Origin of the sequence: Frigoribacterium sp. CFBP 8754, assembly GCF_014841815.1 — a bacterium.
In the GTDB taxonomy this organism is placed as follows: Bacteria; Actinomycetota; Actinomycetes; order Actinomycetales; family Microbacteriaceae; genus Frigoribacterium; species Frigoribacterium endophyticum.
In genome coordinates this window covers 651,868-669,944 of record NZ_JACYUO010000002.1, presented here as the reverse complement: position 1 = coordinate 669,944, position 18,077 = coordinate 651,868, and the positions used below count along the sequence as shown (strand labels likewise).

Below are 18,077 nucleotides of genomic sequence, written 5' to 3'. Positions count from 1 at the left end.
CGTGCCCGCGCCCGTCGAGAGTCCGTCGGCCCGGACAGTGTCAGCCGGGCGTTTCCTGGGGGAGGGCTGCCCGTGGCCGCGGAAGAACGCGAGCGATCCGTCCGCCGTCGACCAGATCACGGGGATCCCCGGCGTTCGATCGCCCGATCTCTCTCAAATTACGACGTGGCGGACGTCGGGTGAGCGGGGCGGGCGCGCCGGGGGGAGGCGAGCCGGGAGTCGGGGTCGGGCAGGCCAGAGGCGCGCAGGGGCCGCGAGCGGGACGGAGCGAGGGAGGCGCGGGCTACGCGATCGGGACGGAGCGGGCGGAGGCGGGGGCTACGCGAGCGTGACGGAGCCGGGGGAGGCGGGGGCCTGGCCGGGCACGCCGGTCGCCGGCGTCTCGGGCGGGACGCCGTTCTCGGGGAAGAGCGGCAGGGCCACGCGGAAGGTGGCTCCGCCCCCGGGGGTGTCGAAGACGTCGACGCTGCCCCGGTGAGCCGCCACGATGCCCGACACGATCGCCAGCCCCAGGCCCGAGCCGCCGGTGTCACGGGTGCGCGACGAGTCGGCGCGCCAGAAGCGCTGGAAGATCTTCTCGCGGATCTGCGGCGGGATCCCCTCACCGTGGTCGACGATGTCGATGGTCGCCACGCCCCGGCCCGGGTCGGACTGCACCACGAGCTCGATGGGGCTGTCGTGCTCCGTGAAGCGCATCGCGTTGCCCATCAGGTTCGTGATCACCTGCCGCAGCTTGTTCTCCTCGCCGAGCACGACGGCGGGCGCCTCGGGGCCGTGGCCGGCCGTGCCGTCACCGGTGCCGGCGGCGGCCTCGTCGGCGGCCCGCGTGGCGCGGGCCCGCAGGCTGCGCAGCCGGGCGAGGGTCGCGCCCGCGAACGACACGGGGCCCGTCGCCCCGGGGTCGAGGGCCGTCTCGGGGACGCTGGCGGGCGCGTCCGGGCCGACGGGCGCCTCCTCGCCGGTCTCCGACACGACCGGGTCGTGCACGACCACCGCGATGTCGCGGTCGGGGTTCGACGCCATGGTGTCCAGGGCGGAGTCGCGGGCGATCGTCACGAGGTCGACCGGGCCCAGCTCGAGCGGCTTCGACTCGTCGAGGCGGGCCAGCGCCAGGAGGTCCTGCACGAGCACGCCCATGCGGATCGCCTCCTTCTCGATGCGGTCCATCGCCTGGGCGACGTCCTCCGGCTTCGTGAGGGCGCCCATCCGGTAGAGCTCGGCGTAGCCCCGGAGGCTGACGAGGGGCGTGCGCAGCTCGTGGCTCGCGTCGCCGACGAACCGGCGCATCTGGTCGATGGTGCGCGCCCGGTCGTCGAACGCGCTGTCGATCCGGCTGAGCATGGAGTTGAGCGAGCGGTTGAGGCGCCCGACCTCGGTGTTCGGCGTCGTCGAGTCGAGCCGCTGGCTGAAGTCGCCGTCCGCGAACCGCGCCGCGGTCGCCTCGACGTCGCGCAGCGGGGAGAAGGTCGAGGTGACGAGCAGGCGGGTGAGCGCCGCGCCGAGAACGACGACCGAGACGCCGAAGCCCAGGAAGATGCCGCTGAACCGGCCGATCAGGGCCGTGGTGACCGCGAGGTTCGTGCCGGTGACGATGGTCGCGTCGATGCGCTCGACCGACCCGCCCGACGTCGTCTGCAGCGTGGTGTTGTAGGCGAAGACCCGCCACTGCTGGTCGTGGGCCTCGTTGAAGACGCTCTCGGCCTCGTCGTTGGTCTCGTCGGCGGGGATGTGCACGGACGAGAGGTCGGGGGCCGTGCCCGCGGCCAGCTCGTCGCTGTTGTCGCAGATCTGGGTGCCGTCGGCCCGGTACAGGGCGACGTAGCTGCTGCGCGTGTCGCCGAACGTGACGGTGCACGACTGCGCGTTCGTCGTGTTCGGCGTCGCGCCGGTGAAGCCCTTGGCCGCGGCCTCGAGCGACATGTCGACCTGGCCGTAGAGGTACGTGCTCAGCACGGTCATCGTGCCGAGGCCGGCGACGAGCAGCCCGAGGGTCACCAGCGTGACCGTGATGCCGGTGATCTTCGTGCGGATGGAGATCTCGTTCCACCACTGCGACAGGCGTGCGTGCATAGAGGGGTCAATCTAGCGCGAGGCGCCTGGGAGCCGGTGAGGCCCCCAGGCGCCCGGGAGAGTGCTGGAGCGGGATGCGCGACGCCGGCGGGGCGGCGCGCTGGCCGATCAGGCCTTGGCGGCCTTGAGCATGTAGCCGAAGCCGCGCTTCGTCTGGATGATCGGCTCGGCCGAGAACTGGTCGAGCTTGCGTCGCAGGTACGAGATGTAGCTCTCGACGATGCCGGCGTCGCCGTTGAAGTCGTACTCCCACACGTGGTCGAGGATCTGGGCCTTCGACAGCACGCGGTTCGGGTTGAGCATCAGGTAGCGGAGCAGCTTGAACTCGGTCGGGCTGAGCTCGATCGCCGTGTCGCCGATGGTGACCTCGTGGGTGTCCTGGTCCATGGTGAGCTCGCCGGCGCGGATGATCGCGTCCTCGTCCTCGTTCATGGTGCGGCGCAGGATCGCCTTGATGCGCGCCACGATCTCGTCGAGGCTGAACGGCTTCGTCACGTAGTCGTCGCCGCCGACGGTGAGGCCGGTGATCTTGTCCTCCGTGTCGTCCTTCGCGGTGAGGAAGAGGATGGGGGAGGTGTAGCCCGACGAGCGAAGGCGCTTGGTGACGCCGAAGCCGTTCATGTCAGGCAGCATCACGTCGAGGATGATCAGGTCCGGCTCCTCCTCGAGCACGGCCGAGATGGCCTGCGCGCCGTTGCCGACCGCTCGCACCGCGAAGCCGGCGAAGCGCAGGCTCGTGGTCAGCAGGTCGCGGATGTTGGGCTCGTCGTCGACGATCAGGATCTTGGGGCCGTCACTCATGCACGCAAGTATCTGCGCGCCTCCTCGGTGTTGTCTGTGAGCCGAGCGCGAGTCACCCGGGTGAGCGCAGCGTGCCCGCCCTCACCGGGCCGTGTGCTCGCCGGGCCAGTCGGTGTTGGGCACGAGCGCGATGCGCGTCGTCAGCTCGAGCAGCTCGTCGGGCACGGCGAGGGTGAAGGCCACGCCGTCGCGGTGCTCGAGGACGGCGGTGTAGCCGGAGGCGCGGGCGATCTGCCACCCGGGGAAGGCCTCGACCGGGGCCGAGACGACCCGCGCCTCCTCCGCGTCGTCCAGCTCGCCGAGGGCGCTCAGGCCGGCGAAGAGGTGGTCCTTGACCGGCGAGCCCGCCAGGAGGTCGGAGCGCTCGAGCACCTCGGGGTCGGGGCTCCAGGTGACGACGCTCAGCACGGAGCCGGCGTGCAGCCCGCCCTGCACCTCGTAGCTGCGCTCGACCGAGACCACCACCGAGGCGTCCCACTCCGCGACGCGCGCCTGCTGGCCGACGAACGCCAGCGCGTCGTGGTCGAGGGAGGCGACCAGCGGCCCGAAGGTCGCCGTCGCCGACTGGTCGGCCAGGAACACCCGCCGCAGGCTGTCGCGCCAGAGCTCGTCGTCGCCCAGCGACAGGTCGTGCGCGTCGCTCATGCCGCCAGCGCGGGGGAGTCGAGGATCGTGTAGCTGTAGCCCTGCTCGGCGAGGAAGCGCTGACGGTTCTGCGCGAACTCCTGGTCGACCGTGTCGCGGCTGACGAGCGTGTAGAACGACGCCGGCAGGCCGGACTTCTTGGGGCGGAGCAGGCGGCCGAGGCGCTGGGCCTCCTCCTGCCGGGAGCCGAAGGAGCCGCTGACCTGGATCGCGACGGTCGCCTCGGGCAGGTCGACGGAGAAGTTGGCCACCTTCGACACGACGAGCACCTTGAGCTCGCCGTCGCGGAACGCCTGGAAGAGCCGCTCGCGCTCGTCGATCGGCGTCGCGCCCGTGAGCGTCGGGGCGTCGAGCACGGCGGCGAGCTCGTCGAGCTGGTCGAGGTACTGGCCGATGACGAGGATCTGCTCGCCCTCGTGGCGGTGCACCAGGTGCGAGACGACGTCGAGCTTGGCCGGCGCCGTGGCGGCGAGGCGGTAGCGCTCGTCGTCGGGGGCGGCGGCGTACTCGAGCCGGTCGTGCTGGGGCAGGTCGACCCGCACCTCGTAGCAGCTGGCCGGCGAGATGTAGCCCTGCGCCTCGATCTCCTTCCACGGGGCGTCGAAGCGCTTGGGGCCGATCAGGCTGAAGACGTCGCTCTCGCGGCCGTCCTCGCGCACGAGCGTCGCGGTGAGGCCGAGCCGCCGCCGGGCCTGCAGCTCGGCGGTCAGCTTGAAGACCGGTGCGGGGAGCAGGTGCACCTCGTCGTAGACCACGAGGCCCCAGTCGAGGGCGTCGAGCAGCGAGAGGTGCGTGTACTGGCCGCCGCGTCGGGCGGTGAGGATCTGGTACGTCGCGATGGTGACCGGCTTGACCTCCTTGACGGAGCCCGAGTACTCGCCGATCTCGTCCTCCGTCAGGGAGGTGCGCTTGAGGAGCTCGTCGCGCCACTGGCGCGCGCTCACGGTGTTCGTGACGAGGATGAGCGTCGTCGTGCCGGCCTTCGCCATCGCGCCCGCCCCGACGAGGGTCTTGCCCGCGCCGCAGGGGAGGACCACGACGCCCGAGCCCCCCTCGAAGAAGTTGTCGATGGCCTGCTGCTGGTAGCCGCGGAGCTCCCAGCCGTCGGGGTCGAGCTCGATCGCGTGCGGGGTGCCGGGGGTGTAGCCGGCGTGGTCCTCCGCGGGCCAGCCGAGCTTGACCAGCTGCTGCTTGACCTCGCCGCGGGCCCAGGGCAGGAGCTCCCACTCGGTGTCGCTGCGGCGGACGCCGAGCAGCTCGCCGACCTTCTTGGCCCGCGTGACCTCGCTGAGCACCGAGGAGTCGGTGCCCCGCAGCACGAGGGCGCCCTCGTCGTCGCGCTCGATCACGATGCGGCCGTAGCGCGCGACCGTCTCGGCGATGTCGACGCTGACGCTCTGCGGCACCGGGAACTTGGAGTACTTCTCGAGGGTGCCGAGCATGTCGTCGGCCGTGTGGCCGGCGGCCCGGGCGTTCCAGAGGCCGAGTCGGGTGATGCGGTAGGTGTGGACGTGCTCGGGGGCACGCTCGAGCTCCGCGAAGACCGCGAGGTCGTGGCGGGCGTCGCCTGCGTCGGGGTGCGCGACCTCGAGCAGGACGGTTCGATCGCTCTGCACGATCAGGGGGCCGGTCATGAGGATCGAGTCTAGGCGGGGCCCCCGACACCGCTCACAGGGTGACGGGGAGCGGCCCGGTGCCGGCTCAGGTGGCGCTCGACACCGCGACGACGTGCGACAGCGGCAGCGTGCGCTCGACGTCGGACTTCTTGTCGCGGCCCCGGACGCGTCCGCCGCCGATGCCGGTGGGCTCCATCTCGAGGTGGGTGGTGCTGCCGTCGGGCATGGCGATGGTCACGGTGACCGTGAGCCGGCCCTTCACGGCGGCGTCGAGCTGCCGGGCGATCCAGGCGCGGTCGGTCGTCTCGGGGCTGCCGCCCGACGCCGCCGCGGCGCCGGCTTCGCGGAGGCGCTCGACCATCTCGCGGAGCGGGTCGCGGGCCTCGACCGGGGCCGGTCGCCGCGGGCGACGGCGCACCGGCGGCGCCGACTCGTCCCCGTCGGGGTCGACCAGCACGACCGGGTACCGCTCGTCGCTGAGCGCCCAGAACACCGTCTCGCGCTCGAAGCGGCTGGCGACGCGCTGGCCGTCGAGCCGCTGGAGCCCGAGGGGCGAGAGCGCGTGGTCGACCTCGAGGGTGTCGACGTCGGAGCGCTCGACGGCGCTGACGACCGAGACCGTGCCCTCGGGCAGGTCGGTGGCCGCCGGGTCGGCGGCGGCGACGCGGAAGCGCCCGTGCCGCTCGGCCGACTGCTGGATCAGGTACTCGAGCGGCTGCGGGATGCCCGAGAGCGAGATGCCGGAGAGGAACTCGCGCAGGCTGTCGGCCGTCTCGCCCCGGGTCAGCGCCCGCTGGATGCCGCCCTCGGTGATGCGGTAGGTGGCGGCGAGGCCGGCGCTCTCGACGTCGGCGACGACGCGGAGGCGGGCGTCGAGCGCCGGGGCGAGCGGGCCGGGCGAGACGACGGTGAGGTCGTGCTGCAGGTACACCTCGTCGATCGCATCGGGCAGGAGCTCGGCGACGCGGGCCCGCGCGGCCTCGGGCCCCTCGCGGAAGAGCGCGACGGCGGCGGAGGTCGGCGAGCCGCCCGAGGTGAGGCCGAGCAGCTGGGCCGCCCGCTCGAAGGAGGTGAGGCGCTCGCCGATCCACGCGCCTCCTGCCGGGTAGGCCCACGCGGTGAACTCGGCCAGGGGCTCGCCCCACGACGTCTCGACCCGCTGCGACAGCACGGCGAGGATCTCGGTCGGCAGGGTCGCGAGCCACGCCCGGGTGAGCTGCTCCCAGCGGTCGGGCCAGGAGGCGGCGAGCCAGTCGACGGCGTCGGCGGTGGTCGCGTAGCCGTCGGGCCCCGAGGCGGCGAGCCCGGCCCGCGCCGCGATCGCGAGCACGACGGGCACGTCGTCGACGTCGAGGTGCGCGGCCTCGGCCAGGCGGCGCGTCTCGGGCAGGGCGAGCCCGCCCTTGGCGAGCTCGCGGGCCGGCGAGCGGTCGAGGGCGCGCAGGATCTCGGCGACCTCGATCACCACGGCGTAGAGCCGCTCGGCCGACCGGGCGTCGACGGCGGCGCGGTCGACGTCGCCGACGCTCTCGAGCACGACGGGCGGGTGCACGGCGCCGAGCCGCGCGGGGGAGAGCTCGGGGTCGTCGTCGAGCCGCTCGCCCACCGCGTCGAGGGTGCTGAGGGAGTCGCCGGTGCGGACGGCGAGGAAGAGGTCGACGAGGTGGTCGCCGGCCGCCCGCACGCCGTCGCTGTCGACGTCGAAGACGGTGTCGAGCCGCGCGGCCAGCGCATCGGCGTCGCCCGGGACGCGGGCCGCCTGGAGCACGAGCAGCTCCGTCCGGTCGAGGCGCGTCAGCGCGTCACGGACGGACGAGGGGTCGAGGAGGGTGTCGGCGAGGTCGAAGGCGTCGTTCACCGAGGAGGCGCGGACGAGCCGCGGGGCGAGCCTCCGCACCAGCTCGTCGGGCGGGGTGTCGCGGAGGACTCCGGCGAGGTCGAGAGCACTGGACATGGGCGGGTCCTCCTGGGGGCGCGCAGCCGTCGGCTGCGGCTAGCGTGTGGTGCCTCGGGTCTCTCGACCGCGTCGGACGACGGTGGCCACGACGAAGGCGATGATGAGCAGGATCGCGATGGGGAAGCCGACCAGCGGCAGGACGGTCACCGCGGGCCAGACGCCCGCCGTGTAGTCGGAGACGCCGACGAGGGTGCCGACGATGCGGGCCAGGAAGGCCAGCACGGAGAGCCCCACGACGGCGGCGATCATGGAGACCAGGACGCGTTCAGTACGATGGACGCCGCCGGACACGGTCGGGTCTTTGATCTCTGCCACGTGCACAGGATAGTGGGGCGTGCTCGGAGAGCGCGCCCTAAGCTGAGGTCTCCGTCCGGCAGACCCGGGCGGTGGAGCCCCCGGGAGCCGCGGCCGAGGCCGCGCACCCCCACCGAGCACCGACACCAACCCCCGACGAGGAGTCACGTCATGCCCACCGGCAAGGTCAAGTTCTACGACGACGAGAAGGGCTTCGGCTTCATCACCAGCGATGAGGGCGCCGAGGTGTTCCTGCACGCGTCGGCCCTGCCCGCCGGCACCGTGGGCGTCAAGGCCGGCACCCGGCTCGAGTTCGGCATCGCCGACGGCAAGCGCGGTGCCCAGGCCCTCTCCGTCCGGGTGCTCGAGGCCGCCCCGAGCCTCGCCAAGATGAACCGTCGCTCCGCCGACGACATGGCCGTCATCGTCGAGGACCTCGTGAAGGTGCTCGACAAGGCCGGCGGCGACCTGCGGCACGGCCGCTACCCGCAGAACGGCGCCCGCATCGCCGTGCTGCTCCGCACCGTCGCGGACTCGTTCGATGTCTGACGCCGCCGCGCAGCCGACCGGGTCGGCCCACGCCGAGCTCGCTCGCCGGGCGCTCACCGAGATCACCCCGCCCGACACCATCGGTGCCGAGCTCGAGCCGGTCGACGAGGTCGACGGCGTCGTCAGCGTGCGCTTCGCCACCCTGCTGCCCGGCTACCCGGGCTGGGCCTGGACGGTCAGCGTCGCGCAGGTCGAGGGCCAGGAGCCCACCGTGCTCGAGGTCGAGCTGCTGCCCGGCGACGACGCCCTCGTCGCGCCCGAGTGGGTGCCGTGGGCCGACCGCCTCGCCGCCCAGGGGGCGGACGACGAGTCCGACGAGGACGAGGACGACGAGGACGAGGAGTCCGACGACGAGGACGACGAGTCTGACGAGGACGAGGACGAGGACGAGGACGAGGACGACGAGTCTGACGACGACTCCGACGACGACGACGACTCGGACGACGACGAGCCCCAGGCGGTCGTGCACGGCGGCGACGTCGACGGCGTCGACATCGACGGGCTCGACTCGCACGACCGTTCGGACGACGACTCCGACGACGACGAAGACTCCGACTCCGACGACTCGGACGACGACTCCGACTCCGACGCGGCGCCCCGCGAGGAGAGCTCGCCGCGCCGTCGGCGTCGCCGCCGCTGACCCGGTCGACCCGACCCGCGACTCCTCGGGCCCCCGGCCCGCGACGACGCCCCCGCCACCTCTCGGTGACGGGGGCGTCCCGCGGTCTCGGCGAGGTGGGGCCTAGAGGGCGCCGACCACGTGCTCGATCGAGCGGATCAGCTGGCGCACGTCGTCGGGCTCGATGGCCGTGAACGTCGCGACGCGGAGCTGGTTGCGGCCGAGCTTGCGGTACGGCTCGGTGTCGACGATGCCGTTGGCGCGCAGCGCCGCGGCCACGGCGGCGGCGTCGATCGACTCGGCGAAGTCGATCGTCGCGACGACCTGCGACCGGTGCGACGGGTCGACGACGAAGGGCGTGGCGTACTCGGAGGCGGTGGCCCAGTCGTACAGCGCCGACGACGACTCGCGGGTGCGGGCGTCGGCCCAGGCGAGGCCGCCGTTGTCGAGGATCCAGCGGGTCTGGTCCTCGAGGAGCAGCAGGGTCGTGAGGGCGGGGGTGTTCAGGGTCTGGTCGAGGCGCGAGTTGTCGATCGCGTTCTTCAGGCTGAGGAACTCGGGCACGTAGCGGCCGCTCGCGGCGATGCGCTCGACGCGCTCGATCGCCGCCGGCGAGAAGAGCGCCAGCCAGAGGCCGCCGTCGGAGGCGAAGTTCTTCTGCGGCGCGAAGTAGTAGACGTCGGCCTGCGAGGCGTCGAAGTCGACGCCGCCGGCCGCGCTGGTGGCGTCGACGACGGTGAGGGCCCCCGCGTCGCCGGCGACCCGGGTGACGGGCGCCATGACGCCGGTCGACGTCTCGTTGTGCGGCCAGGCGTAGACGTCGACGCCCTCGAGCACCTCGACCTCGGCGCGCGAGCCGGGCTCGGCGCGGACGACGTGCGGGGCCTCGAGCCACGGCGTCGCCGTCGCGGCGGCGAACTTCGAGCCGAACTCGCCGAACGTGAGGTTCTCGGCCCGGCGCTCGACGAGGCCGAACGCCGCGGCGTCCCAGAAGGCGGTCGAGCCGCCGTTGCCGAGCACGACCTCGTAGCCGTCGGGCAGGTCGAAGAGCTCGGCGAGGCCCGCGCGCACGCGGCTCACGAGCTGCTTGACCGGGGCCTGGCGGTGCGACGTGCCGAGCAGGGAGGCCCCGGCCGTCACGAGGTGCTCGAGCTGAGCGCCGCGGATCTTCGAGGGGCCGCAGCCGAAGCGGCCGTCGGTGGGGAGCAGGTCTGTGGGAATGGAGATGTCCGCCATGGGTCGATCGTAGTGGGGCGCGCGAGGCTCCCCGTCGGGCCGGGTAAGCTTGCGACGTTGTCCGCGCATCACCTGGGGAGGCCCCGTTGACCGATCTCGTCGACACCACAGAGATGTACCTCCGCACGATCCTCGACCTCGAAGAAGAGGGCATCGTGCCGCTCCGGGCGCGCATCTCCGAGCGACTCGGCCACTCCGGCCCGACGGTCTCGCAGACCATCGCCCGCATGGAGCGCGACGGGCTCGTCGTCGTCTCCGGCGACCGCCACCTCGAGCTCACGACCGAGGGGCGCAGCAAGGCCACCCACGTGATGCGCAAGCACCGCCTGGCCGAGCGCCTGCTCGCCGACGTGATCGGGCTCGACTGGGCCTACGTGCACGACGAGGCCTGCCGGTGGGAGCACGTCATGAGCGAGCAGGTCGAGCGCCGTCTGCTCGAGATGCTCGACCACCCCACCGAGTCGCCCTACGGCAACCCCATCCCCGGGCTCGACGAGCTCGGCGACTCGCCGGCCGGGCGGTTCCTCGACGGCGTCGTCAACCTCGTCTCGGTGCTCGCCGAGAACCCCGAGGGCGTCACGCGCCCCGTGCGTCGCCTCGCCGAGCCGGTTCAGTTCGAGCCCGAGCTGCTGCAGCAGCTGCACGACGCGGGCGTCACCCCGGGCGGCGTCGCGACCGTGACCAAGTCGGGCACCTACGTGCTCGTCCGCGTCGAGGGCCACGACGAGGGCCTCGAGCTGCCGACCGAGGTCGCGCAGCACATCTACGTCACGGCCTAGCCGGGGGAGGCGCCCGGCCGGCTCCCAGGAGGCGCACGGCGGGCACATCGGTCCTTTACCGATTCGTTACAAAAGTCCTCCTCGAGGATGATTTCACCGCCTCCCTCGGGTATGGTCGCTGAGTCCCCGCGCCAGGAAGCCGGCGTGGAGGCCCGTGGCAGGACGTCTCGTGCACCCGTCTCCTGTCGCTTGTCGTGAACTGACGAACGGATGGGGCAACTTCCCTAGGGTTGTCGAGACGCAGGAGACCCGCCCTCTTGACCCTCACCGAGCCCACCCAGCCCGGAGGCGCACCCGACGCCCTCCGCACTCCCCGCACCGACCTCCAGGCCCGCACCGACCTCACGCCCCGCAGCGCTCTCCCGACCCGAGCCGACCTCCCGACGCGCTCCTCCGTCCGTGCCGCCGCCCTCGCGGCAGCGGCCGCCGAGGCCGCCGCCGCCCGACCGACCCGCCGGTCGCGAGGCAAGCGGACCGTCGCCACGGCCGCCGTCATGACCCTCACCGCCGGCCTGTTCGGCACGATGGCCCTGCCGGCCTTCGCCCAGACGGCGCCGGCCTCGACCGGCTCGAGCGAGGCCGCCGCCGAGTCGGCGTCGCGCCAGGCCGACGGCCAGACCGTCGCGGTCGACGCCACGGTCGCCGCCGCCGACGCGTCGCGCGACGGCTACACCGCCACCTCGCAGGAGTCGCTCGACGCCGCGGCCGCCGCGGTGGCCCTCGCCTCGCAGCGCGAGGCCGAGCGAGCCCAGCTCGCCGCGTCCTACGACAGCTACACCGGCCCCACCGCGTCGGAGTACCTCTCCGGCTCGGGCACGGCCGCCGCGGCGACCTCGACCGCCACGGGCACGACCGCGACCCCCGGCGCGTTCAGCCTCGCGAACGTCTACCAGACGGCGCTGCAGTACGTCGGCACGCCCTACGTCTTCGGCGGCGCGACCCCGGCCGGCTTCGACTGCTCGGGCTTCGTCATGTTCGTCTACGCGCAGTACGGCATCTCGATGCCGCACTCGGTGACCGCGCAGGGCGCGCTCGGCACGCCGATCTCGGCCTCCGAGGCCCAGCCCGGCGACGTCGTCATCTTCAACGACGGGTCGCACGACGGCTTCTACGCCGGCAACGGGATGATCCTCGACGCGCCGAAGCCCGGCGGCTCGGTCAGCGTCCGCCCGCTGTGGACGAGCGCCGTGCACTACGTGCGCTTCGGGGTCTGAGCCGACCCGCGCCTCCCGCACCGCGCCTCCCGCGCTCGTGAACGGACTGTGAAGAGCCGCCCCGCCTCTAGGCAGGGCGGCTCTCGCGGGTTAACCTGGCGCTCTCGGAGCACTGCTGAGACCAGGAGCGTCACATGAGCCGTTCGACCGCCGCCCGCACCATGGGTGCGTCGTCGAGCGAGCACATACGACACCCCGCCCGATGACCAGAGCACCGTCACGCGTGACGGTGCTCTTCTCGTCTCCGGACTGCTGGCCCAGCTCTCACCGAGGGCAGTCGAATCCCTGGAAGCCGTCCAGGGTGCTTCGAAAGGGAAAGCATGCGCACTCTCGTCCTCAACGCCGGTTACGAGCCCCTCGCGGTCGTCTCGTTCCGACGAGCCCTCGTGCTCGTCATGACCCAGAAGGCGACGGTGCTGGCCGCCGACGCCGAGCACCCCGTGGTCAGCACCGGCTTCGCCTACGACCGCCCGTCGGTGATCGTGCTGACGCGCTACGTGAAGATCCCGCACTCGCGGTCGGTGCCGGTGTCGCGGCGCGGAGTGCTGCGGCGCGACGCCCACCGCTGCGCCTACTGCGGCGCGACGGCGTCGACCATCGACCACGTGCAGCCGCGGTCGCGCGGCGGCGCCGACAGCTGGGAGAACCTCGTCGCCTGCTGCCTGCGCTGCAACAACGTCAAGAGCGACCGGACGCCGGCCGAGATGGGCTGGTCGCTGCGCTGGCAGCCGAAGGCGCCGCACGGGGTCGGCTGGGTCGTGCGCGGGGTCGAGCGGCCGCAGGAGGAGTGGGACGCGTTCCTCGCGGCCGCGTAGGCGCGGGCGCGGGTTCGGTAGACTCGCCGGGTCAGCCTCTGTAGCTCAATGGAAGAGCAGTTCCGTCCTAAGGAAAGGGTTGGGGGTTCGAGTCCCTCCAGGGGCACCACCGCGACTCCCGCCCTCGTCACGAGGTCGCTGAGGGGCCCGCCCGCGCTGAGGCCACGATGTCTCGCGGAGAACGCTCCGGGCGTCGCCCTCCCGGGGCACGTGACTCGAGAGGGACGTGACCTGCTCGGCAGGACCGCTCCCCGTCCCGGTGCTCGTCCGGCCGACCGTGGCCGTGAGCACGCGAGCCTCGTGGCGGCGAGGGGACACGCGGGCTGACGACCGAGCTCCGCGCGCCCCGCTCAGACCGCCTCTCCGACGCCTGTCCAGTGTCGGTGCTGCTCGCCAGACTGGCCATGACCCGGGTTCTCCAGGACGTGTCCGCCCGAGACGCTCGTCTCGCCTCCGCGAACATTGACAGGACATACAGACATGCGTAGTCTCATCACGTCGTCGAGGTCCAGGGCGGCCCCGCAGCGACGAAGCTGGGGAGAGCAACCACTACCAACGGAGGACTCGTGGTCACCAACACGTCAGGGAGCAGCCCTCGGACGGCGCTCCCCGCCCTGGTCTCAGGGCCGCACACGAAGAGACTGGGGACGGTAGCGGTCATCGCCACCTTCGGTGGTCTCCTCTTCGGCTACGACACCGGCGTCATCAACGGTGCCCTCGACTCGATGGAGGAGAGCCTCGGGCTGACCCCCGCCAGCGAGGGGATCATGGTCTCGGCCATCCTCGTCGGCGCCGCGGTCGGCGCGTTCTTCATCGGCCGCGTCTCCGACGCGTTCGGGCGCAAGCCCACGATCAACACCCTCGCGATCCTCTTCTTCTTCGCCGCCCTGGCCTGCGTGCTCGCCCCGACCTGGGAGTTCCTGACGGGAGCACGGTTCTTCCTCGGCATCGCGGTCGGTGGGGCATCGGTCACCGTCCCGGTCTTCCTCGCCGAGCTCGCGCCGACCGAGCAGCGCGGCGGGCTCGTCAGCCGCAACGAACTCATGATCGTCTCGGGCCAGCTGGCCGCCTTCACCATCAACGCCGTCATCGGCAGCGTCTGGGGCGAGCACGACAACGTGTGGCGGTACATGCTCTCCGTCGCCGTCCTGCCCGCCATCGCCCTCTTCGTCGGCATGTTCCGGGTCCCCGAGAGCCCGCGCTGGCTCATCGCCAAGGGCCGTGACGACGACGCGCTCGCCGTGCTCAAGCAGATCCGTGCCGACGACCGGGCCGTCGCCGAGATGGCCGAGGTCCGCCTCCTCGCCGCGGAGGAGAAGGAGGCCAAGAGCGCCCGTCTCGCCGACCTCGTGGCGGAGCCCTGGCTCCGCAAGATCCTGTTCATCGGGATCGGGCTGGCCATCGCCCAGCAGCTCACCGGCATCAACTCGATCATGTACTACGGCACCCAGGTGCTCCAGCAGTCCGGCTTCTCCCAGAGCGGTGCCCTCATCGCCAACGTCGGGGCCGGCGTCATCGCGGTCGTCGCGATGCTCGTCGCCCTGCGCGTGATCAACAAGGTCGGCCGACGCAACATGCTCATGTTCGGCTTCGCCGGCGTGACCGTCTTCCACCTGCTGATCGGCCTGTCGTCGCTCCTCATCCCCGAGGGCCTCGGGCGCGCGATCGTCGTGCTGATCTTCGTCATCTGCTTCGTCGGCACCATGCAAGGCACCATCGGGCCGCTGGTCTGGCTGATGCTCTCCGAGATCTTCCCGCTGAAGCTGCGCGGCGTCGGGATGGGCCTCACCGTGCTCATCCTCTGGCTGACCAACTTCGCCGTCAGCCTGCTGTTCCCCATCCTCGTGGCGGGCATCGGCATCTCGACGACGTTCTTCATCTTCGCGGTGCTGAACGCCGCCTCCCTCGTCTTCGCCGCCACCCGGGTGCCCGAGACGAACGGGCGCTCGCTCGAGCAGCTCGAGGAGGACTTCAGCACCGGAGCCATCTACGTCGTGAAGGACGCCAAGTGACCACCGAGAACAGCACGAGCCCGCTCGACGTCCTCACCATGGGCCGCATCGGCGTCGACATCTACCCGCAGCAGTCCGGCGTGCCCCTCGAGCAGGTCGAGACGTTCAGCAAGTCCGTCGGGGGCAGCGCCACCAACGTGGCCGTCGCGGCCGCACGGTACGGCCGCCGAGCAGCGGTCCTGACGCGGACGGGCAACGACCCGTTCGGCCGCTACGCGGTCCAGGAGCTGGAGAGGCTCGGCGTCTCGACCCGACTGATCTCCACGGTCGAGGGCCTGGCCACGCCCGTGACGTTCTGCGAGATCTTCCCGCCCGACGACTTCCCGCTCTACTTCTACCGCCAGCCGAAGGCCCCTGACCTGATGATCAGCGCGGGCACGCTGGACCTCGCCGCCATCGAGCAGGCAGGGGTCTTCTGGACGACCGTCACCGGCCTCAGCGAGGAGCCGAGCCGCCAGGCGCACCACATCGCCTGGCAGACCCGGGCGCGTCGGCCGCTGACGATCCTCGACCTCGACTACCGGCCGATGTTCTGGAGCAGCCCCGACGCCGCCCACCGCGAGGTCGAGCGCGCCCTCGAGCACGTCACGGTCGCCGTCGGCAACCGCGAGGAGTGCGAGGTCGCCGTCGGTGAGACCGATCCCGACCGGGCCGCCGACGCGCTCCTCGAGCGGGGCGTCGAGCTCGCCGTCGTGAAGCAGGGGCCGAAGGGCGTGCTGGCCAAGACCCGCGACGAGCGCGTGGAGGTGCCCGCGCACCTCGTCGAGGTCATCAACGGCCTCGGCTCCGGCGACGGCTTCGGCGGCGCCCTCTGCCACGGCCTGCTCGAGGGCTGGTCGCTCGACCGAACCCTCCGCTTCGCGAACGCGGCCGGCGGCATCGTCGCCACCCGCTTCGAGTGCTCCACCGCCATGCCGACGACCGCGGAGGTCGAGGCCGTCCTCGAGGAGGCGCACCGTGCCTGAGCAGACCACCAGCGTCGACGAGGCGGTCACCGCCCCGCAGTTCGACCGTCTCCGGGAGATCCGGGCGACCGAGCCGGAGCGTCTCGGCGAGGTCCTCGCCTCGCGCACGCGCCGCCGGCCGCTCGAGCGTGACGGCAAGCTCTTCATCGTCGCGGCCGACCACCCGGCACGGGGCGCCCTGGGCGTCCGAGCCGACGCGACCGCGATGGCCGACCGGTACGACCTCCTCCGCCGCCTCGTCGTGGCCCTCGGTCGACCGGGCGTGGACGGAGTCCTCGGCACGCCGGACATCGTCGAGGACCTCGCCCTGCTCGGTGCACTGGACGGCAAGGTCGTCGTCGGCAGCATGAACCGGGGCGGCCTGCAGGGCGCCTCGTTCGAGCTCGACGACCGCTTCACCGCCTACTCGGCGGGGTCGATCGCGGCCTCGGGACTCGACTTCGCGAAGCTGCTCGTGCGCATCGGCCTCGGCGACCCGGGCACCGCGGCGACGCTCGAGGCGACCGCCCGCGCCGTCACGGAGTCCGCGGCGCTGCGCCTCCCGATCATGCTCGAGCCCTTCATGAGCGACCGGCGCGACGGACGGGTCGTCAACGACCTCACCGCCGACGCCGTCATCAAGTCCGTCGCCGTCGCCTCCGGCCTGGGGGAGTCGTCGGCCTACAGCTGGCTGAAGCTGCCCGTGGTCGACGAGATGGAGCGGGTGATGGCGTCGACGACGCTGCCGACCCTCCTGCTCGGGGGCGACCCCACCGGCCACCCCGACGAGACCTACGCCCGCTGGGGCGACGCCCTCGCCCTCCCCGGGGTCCGCGGCCTCGTCGTCGGACGCACCCTGCTCTACCCCGGCGACGGCGACGTCGCCGCGGCCGTCGACGTGGCCGCCGGCCTCGTGCACACGGCCGAGCCCGCCCGACGCTGACCGCGCCTCCTCTCGAGATCCGGAACGGAACCACCATGACCACCACCACCAGCACCACGTCCGCCGCCGGCACCGTCGCCGCCGACGGCCGCCCCCTCGTCGCGCACTGGATCGACAACGCGGAGGTGCCCGGCACGAGCGGCCGCACCGCCCCCGTCTACGACCCCGCCCTCGGCGTCGTCACGAAGGACGTCTCGCTCGCCGACCAGTCCGAGATCGACGCTGCCGTCGCCTCCGCCGCCCGGGCCTTCCCCGCCTGGCGCGATCTGTCGATCACGAAGCGGCAGCAGATCATGTTCCGCTTCCGTGAGCTGCTCAACGAGCGCAAGGGCGAGCTCGCCGAGATCCTCACGTCCGAGCACGGCAAGGTGCTCAGCGACGCCCTCGGCGAGATCACGCGCGGACTCGAGGTCGTCGAGCTGGCGACGGGGTTCCCGCACCTGATCAAGGGCGAGTTCTCCCAGCAGGTCTCGACCGGGGTCGACGTCTACTCGACGAAGGCGCCCCTCGGCGTCGTCGGGATCATCAGCCCGTTCAACTTCCCCGCGATGGTGCCGATGTGGTTCTTCCCCATCGCGATCGCCGTCGGGAACACCGTCGTCCTCAAGCCCAGCGAGAAGGACCCGTCCAGCGCGATGTTCCTCGCCCGCCTCTTCGCCGAGGCCGGTCTGCCCGAGGGCGTGTTCAACGTCCTCCACGGCGACAAGGAAGCCGTCGACGGACTGCTCACCCACCCCGAGGTCAAGAGCATCTCGTTCGTCGGGTCCACCCCGATCGCGCAGTACATCTACGAGACCGCCGCCCAGCACGGCAAGCGCGTCCAGGCGCTCGGCGGCGCGAAGAACCACATGCTCGTGCTGCCCGACGCGGACCTCGACCTCGTCGCCGACAGCGCCATCAACGCCGGTTTCGGGTCGGCGGGCGAACGCTGCATGGCGATCAGCGTCGTCGTCGCGGTGGAGCCCGTCGCCGACGAGCTGATCGAGAAGATCACCGAGCGCATGGCCGGCCTCACGGTCGGCGACGGCCGACGGAGCTGCGACATGGGCCCCCTGGTCACCGAGCAGCACCGCGACAAGGTCGCGAGCTACATCGACGTCGCCCTCGAGGACGGCGCCGTCGTCGTCGTCGACGGCCGCGGAGTCGAGGTCGACGGCGAGGCCGACGGCTTCTGGCTCGGCCCCACCCTGATCGACCAGGTGCCCCTGACCAGCCGCGTCTACACGGAGGAGATCTTCGGGCCCGTCCTCTCCGTCGTGAGGGTCGCCTCCTACGAGGAGGGCGTCGCGCTCATCAACGCCGGCGCGTACGGCAACGGCACCGCGATCTTCACCAACGACGGAGGCGCGGCGCGGCGCTTCCAGGCCGAGATCGAGGTCGGGATGATCGGCATCAACGTGCCCATCCCCGTGCCCGTCGCCTACTACTCGTTCGGCGGCTTCAAGGACAGCATCTTCGGCTCGGACAAGGCCTACGGGATGCAGGGCTTCGAGTTCTTCACCCGCGAGAAGGCGATCACGTCGCGCTGGCTCGACCCGAGCCACGGCGGCGTCGACCTCGGGTTCCCCCAGAACTGACCGGTG

At 72.1% G+C, this 18,077-nt stretch carries 16 protein-coding genes and 1 tRNA gene; 10 read left to right on the top strand and 7 right to left on the bottom strand.

What is annotated here, in order from left to right; all coding sequences use genetic code 11:
- Nucleotides 1–318 precede the first annotated feature (318 nt).
- From IFT72_RS09515 to IFT72_RS09490, 6 genes are all read right to left on the bottom strand, one after another.
- Entirely contained in the window at nucleotides 319–2,070 is a 1,752-nt protein-coding gene (locus IFT72_RS09515; protein WP_185233647.1) for a cell wall metabolism sensor histidine kinase WalK, read from the bottom strand.
- 108 nt (nucleotides 2,071–2,178) lie between these two features.
- Nucleotides 2,179–2,871, bottom strand: a complete 693-nt coding sequence (locus IFT72_RS09510; RefSeq protein ID WP_056056979.1) for a response regulator transcription factor — start codon at nucleotides 2,869–2,871, stop codon at nucleotides 2,179–2,181.
- Nucleotides 2,872–2,952: 81 nt separating this feature from the next.
- Nucleotides 2,953–3,516 (bottom strand): hypothetical protein, encoded by a 564-nt coding sequence (locus IFT72_RS09505; protein ID WP_056056976.1) that lies wholly within the window; start codon nucleotides 3,514–3,516, stop codon nucleotides 2,953–2,955.
- On the bottom strand, nucleotides 3,513–5,150 hold the full coding sequence (locus tag IFT72_RS09500; RefSeq protein ID WP_056056974.1) for a DNA repair helicase XPB: 1,638 nt from the start codon (nucleotides 5,148–5,150) through the stop codon (nucleotides 3,513–3,515). Before IFT72_RS09500 ends, IFT72_RS09505 begins: the two co-directional genes overlap by 4 nt.
- A gap of 67 nt (nucleotides 5,151–5,217) precedes the next feature.
- Entirely contained in the window at nucleotides 5,218–7,086 is a 1,869-nt protein-coding gene (locus tag IFT72_RS09495; protein ID WP_192046249.1) for a helicase-associated domain-containing protein, read from the bottom strand.
- A 39-nt stretch (nucleotides 7,087–7,125) separates the two neighbouring features.
- On the bottom strand, nucleotides 7,126–7,404 hold the full coding sequence (locus tag IFT72_RS09490; RefSeq protein ID WP_156370090.1) for a hypothetical protein: 279 nt from the start codon (nucleotides 7,402–7,404) through the stop codon (nucleotides 7,126–7,128).
- A gap of 150 nt (nucleotides 7,405–7,554) precedes the next feature.
- On the opposite strand from IFT72_RS09490, the gene IFT72_RS09485 reads away from it, so the two are divergent.
- Nucleotides 7,555–7,932, top strand: a complete 378-nt coding sequence (locus tag IFT72_RS09485) for a cold-shock protein (RefSeq protein WP_192046248.1) — start codon at nucleotides 7,555–7,557, stop codon at nucleotides 7,930–7,932.
- Nucleotides 7,925–8,572 (top strand): DUF3027 domain-containing protein, encoded by a 648-nt coding sequence (locus IFT72_RS09480; RefSeq protein WP_192046247.1) that lies wholly within the window; start codon nucleotides 7,925–7,927, stop codon nucleotides 8,570–8,572. The genes IFT72_RS09485 and IFT72_RS09480 overlap by 8 nt, the downstream gene beginning before the upstream one ends.
- 102 nt (nucleotides 8,573–8,674) lie before the next feature.
- Here the strand turns inward: IFT72_RS09480 and serC are convergent, their stop codons facing one another.
- A complete protein-coding gene (gene serC, locus IFT72_RS09475) occupies nucleotides 8,675–9,787 on the bottom strand; it encodes a phosphoserine transaminase (protein ID WP_192046246.1) in 1,113 nt (370 codons plus the stop codon).
- An 86-nt stretch (nucleotides 9,788–9,873) separates the two neighbouring features.
- On the opposite strand from serC, the gene IFT72_RS09470 reads away from it, so the two are divergent.
- The 8 genes from IFT72_RS09470 to IFT72_RS09435 all read left to right on the top strand — a co-directional run bounded on the left by IFT72_RS09470 (nucleotide 9,874) and on the right by IFT72_RS09435 (nucleotide 18,071).
- Nucleotides 9,874–10,566, top strand: coding sequence for a metal-dependent transcriptional regulator (locus tag IFT72_RS09470; protein WP_056056961.1), 693 nt, complete (start codon nucleotides 9,874–9,876; stop codon nucleotides 10,564–10,566).
- Nucleotides 10,567–10,823: 257 nt separating this feature from the next.
- A complete protein-coding gene (locus IFT72_RS09465) occupies nucleotides 10,824–11,780 on the top strand; it encodes a C40 family peptidase (protein WP_192046245.1) in 957 nt (318 codons plus the stop codon).
- A gap of 320 nt (nucleotides 11,781–12,100) precedes the next feature.
- Entirely contained in the window at nucleotides 12,101–12,595 is a 495-nt protein-coding gene (locus tag IFT72_RS09460; protein WP_056056958.1) for an HNH endonuclease, read from the top strand.
- A 34-nt stretch (nucleotides 12,596–12,629) separates the two neighbouring features.
- Nucleotides 12,630–12,704, top strand: a tRNA-Arg gene (locus tag IFT72_RS09455).
- 457 nt (nucleotides 12,705–13,161) lie between these two features.
- A complete protein-coding gene (locus IFT72_RS09450) occupies nucleotides 13,162–14,607 on the top strand; it encodes a sugar porter family MFS transporter (RefSeq protein ID WP_185233633.1) in 1,446 nt (481 codons plus the stop codon).
- Nucleotides 14,604–15,572 carry a 5-dehydro-2-deoxygluconokinase gene (gene iolC / locus IFT72_RS09445; RefSeq protein WP_371741241.1) on the top strand — a complete coding sequence of 323 codons (969 nt, stop codon included), beginning with the start codon at nucleotides 14,604–14,606 and terminating at the stop codon, nucleotides 15,570–15,572. Before IFT72_RS09450 ends, iolC begins: the two co-directional genes overlap by 4 nt.
- Complete coding sequence (locus IFT72_RS09440) at nucleotides 15,565–16,494, top strand: deoxyribose-phosphate aldolase (RefSeq protein ID WP_192046244.1); 930 nt, start codon at nucleotides 15,565–15,567, stop codon at nucleotides 16,492–16,494. The genes iolC and IFT72_RS09440 overlap by 8 nt, the downstream gene beginning before the upstream one ends.
- Before the next feature lie 35 nt (nucleotides 16,495–16,529).
- A complete protein-coding gene (locus IFT72_RS09435; RefSeq protein WP_185233631.1) occupies nucleotides 16,530–18,071 on the top strand; it encodes a CoA-acylating methylmalonate-semialdehyde dehydrogenase in 1,542 nt (513 codons plus the stop codon).
- Nucleotides 18,072–18,077 lie beyond the last annotated feature (6 nt).

What these genes read in the sequence shown, in the direction of transcription:
- IFT72_RS09510 (WP_056056979.1), bottom strand. Translation starts at nt 2,871, where the DNA reads ATGAGTGACGGCCCCAAGATCCTGATCGTCGACGACGAGCCCAACATC.
- IFT72_RS09485 (WP_192046248.1), top strand. Translation starts at nt 7,555, where the DNA reads ATGCCCACCGGCAAGGTCAAGTTCTACGACGACGAGAAGGGCTTCGGC.
- IFT72_RS09435 (WP_185233631.1), top strand. Translation starts at nt 16,530, where the DNA reads ATGACCACCACCACCAGCACCACGTCCGCCGCCGGCACCGTCGCCGCC.
- IFT72_RS09480 (WP_192046247.1), top strand. Translation starts at nt 7,925, where the DNA reads ATGTCTGACGCCGCCGCGCAGCCGACCGGGTCGGCCCACGCCGAGCTC.
- serC (WP_192046246.1), bottom strand. Translation starts at nt 9,787, where the DNA reads ATGGCGGACATCTCCATTCCCACAGACCTGCTCCCCACCGACGGCCGC.
- IFT72_RS09500 (WP_056056974.1), bottom strand. Translation starts at nt 5,150, where the DNA reads ATGACCGGCCCCCTGATCGTGCAGAGCGATCGAACCGTCCTGCTCGAG.
- IFT72_RS09495 (WP_192046249.1), bottom strand. Translation starts at nt 7,086, where the DNA reads ATGTCCAGTGCTCTCGACCTCGCCGGAGTCCTCCGCGACACCCCGCCC.
- IFT72_RS09505 (WP_056056976.1), bottom strand. Translation starts at nt 3,516, where the DNA reads ATGAGCGACGCGCACGACCTGTCGCTGGGCGACGACGAGCTCTGGCGC.
- IFT72_RS09515 (WP_185233647.1), bottom strand. Translation starts at nt 2,070, where the DNA reads ATGCACGCACGCCTGTCGCAGTGGTGGAACGAGATCTCCATCCGCACG.
- IFT72_RS09460 (WP_056056958.1), top strand. Translation starts at nt 12,101, where the DNA reads ATGCGCACTCTCGTCCTCAACGCCGGTTACGAGCCCCTCGCGGTCGTC.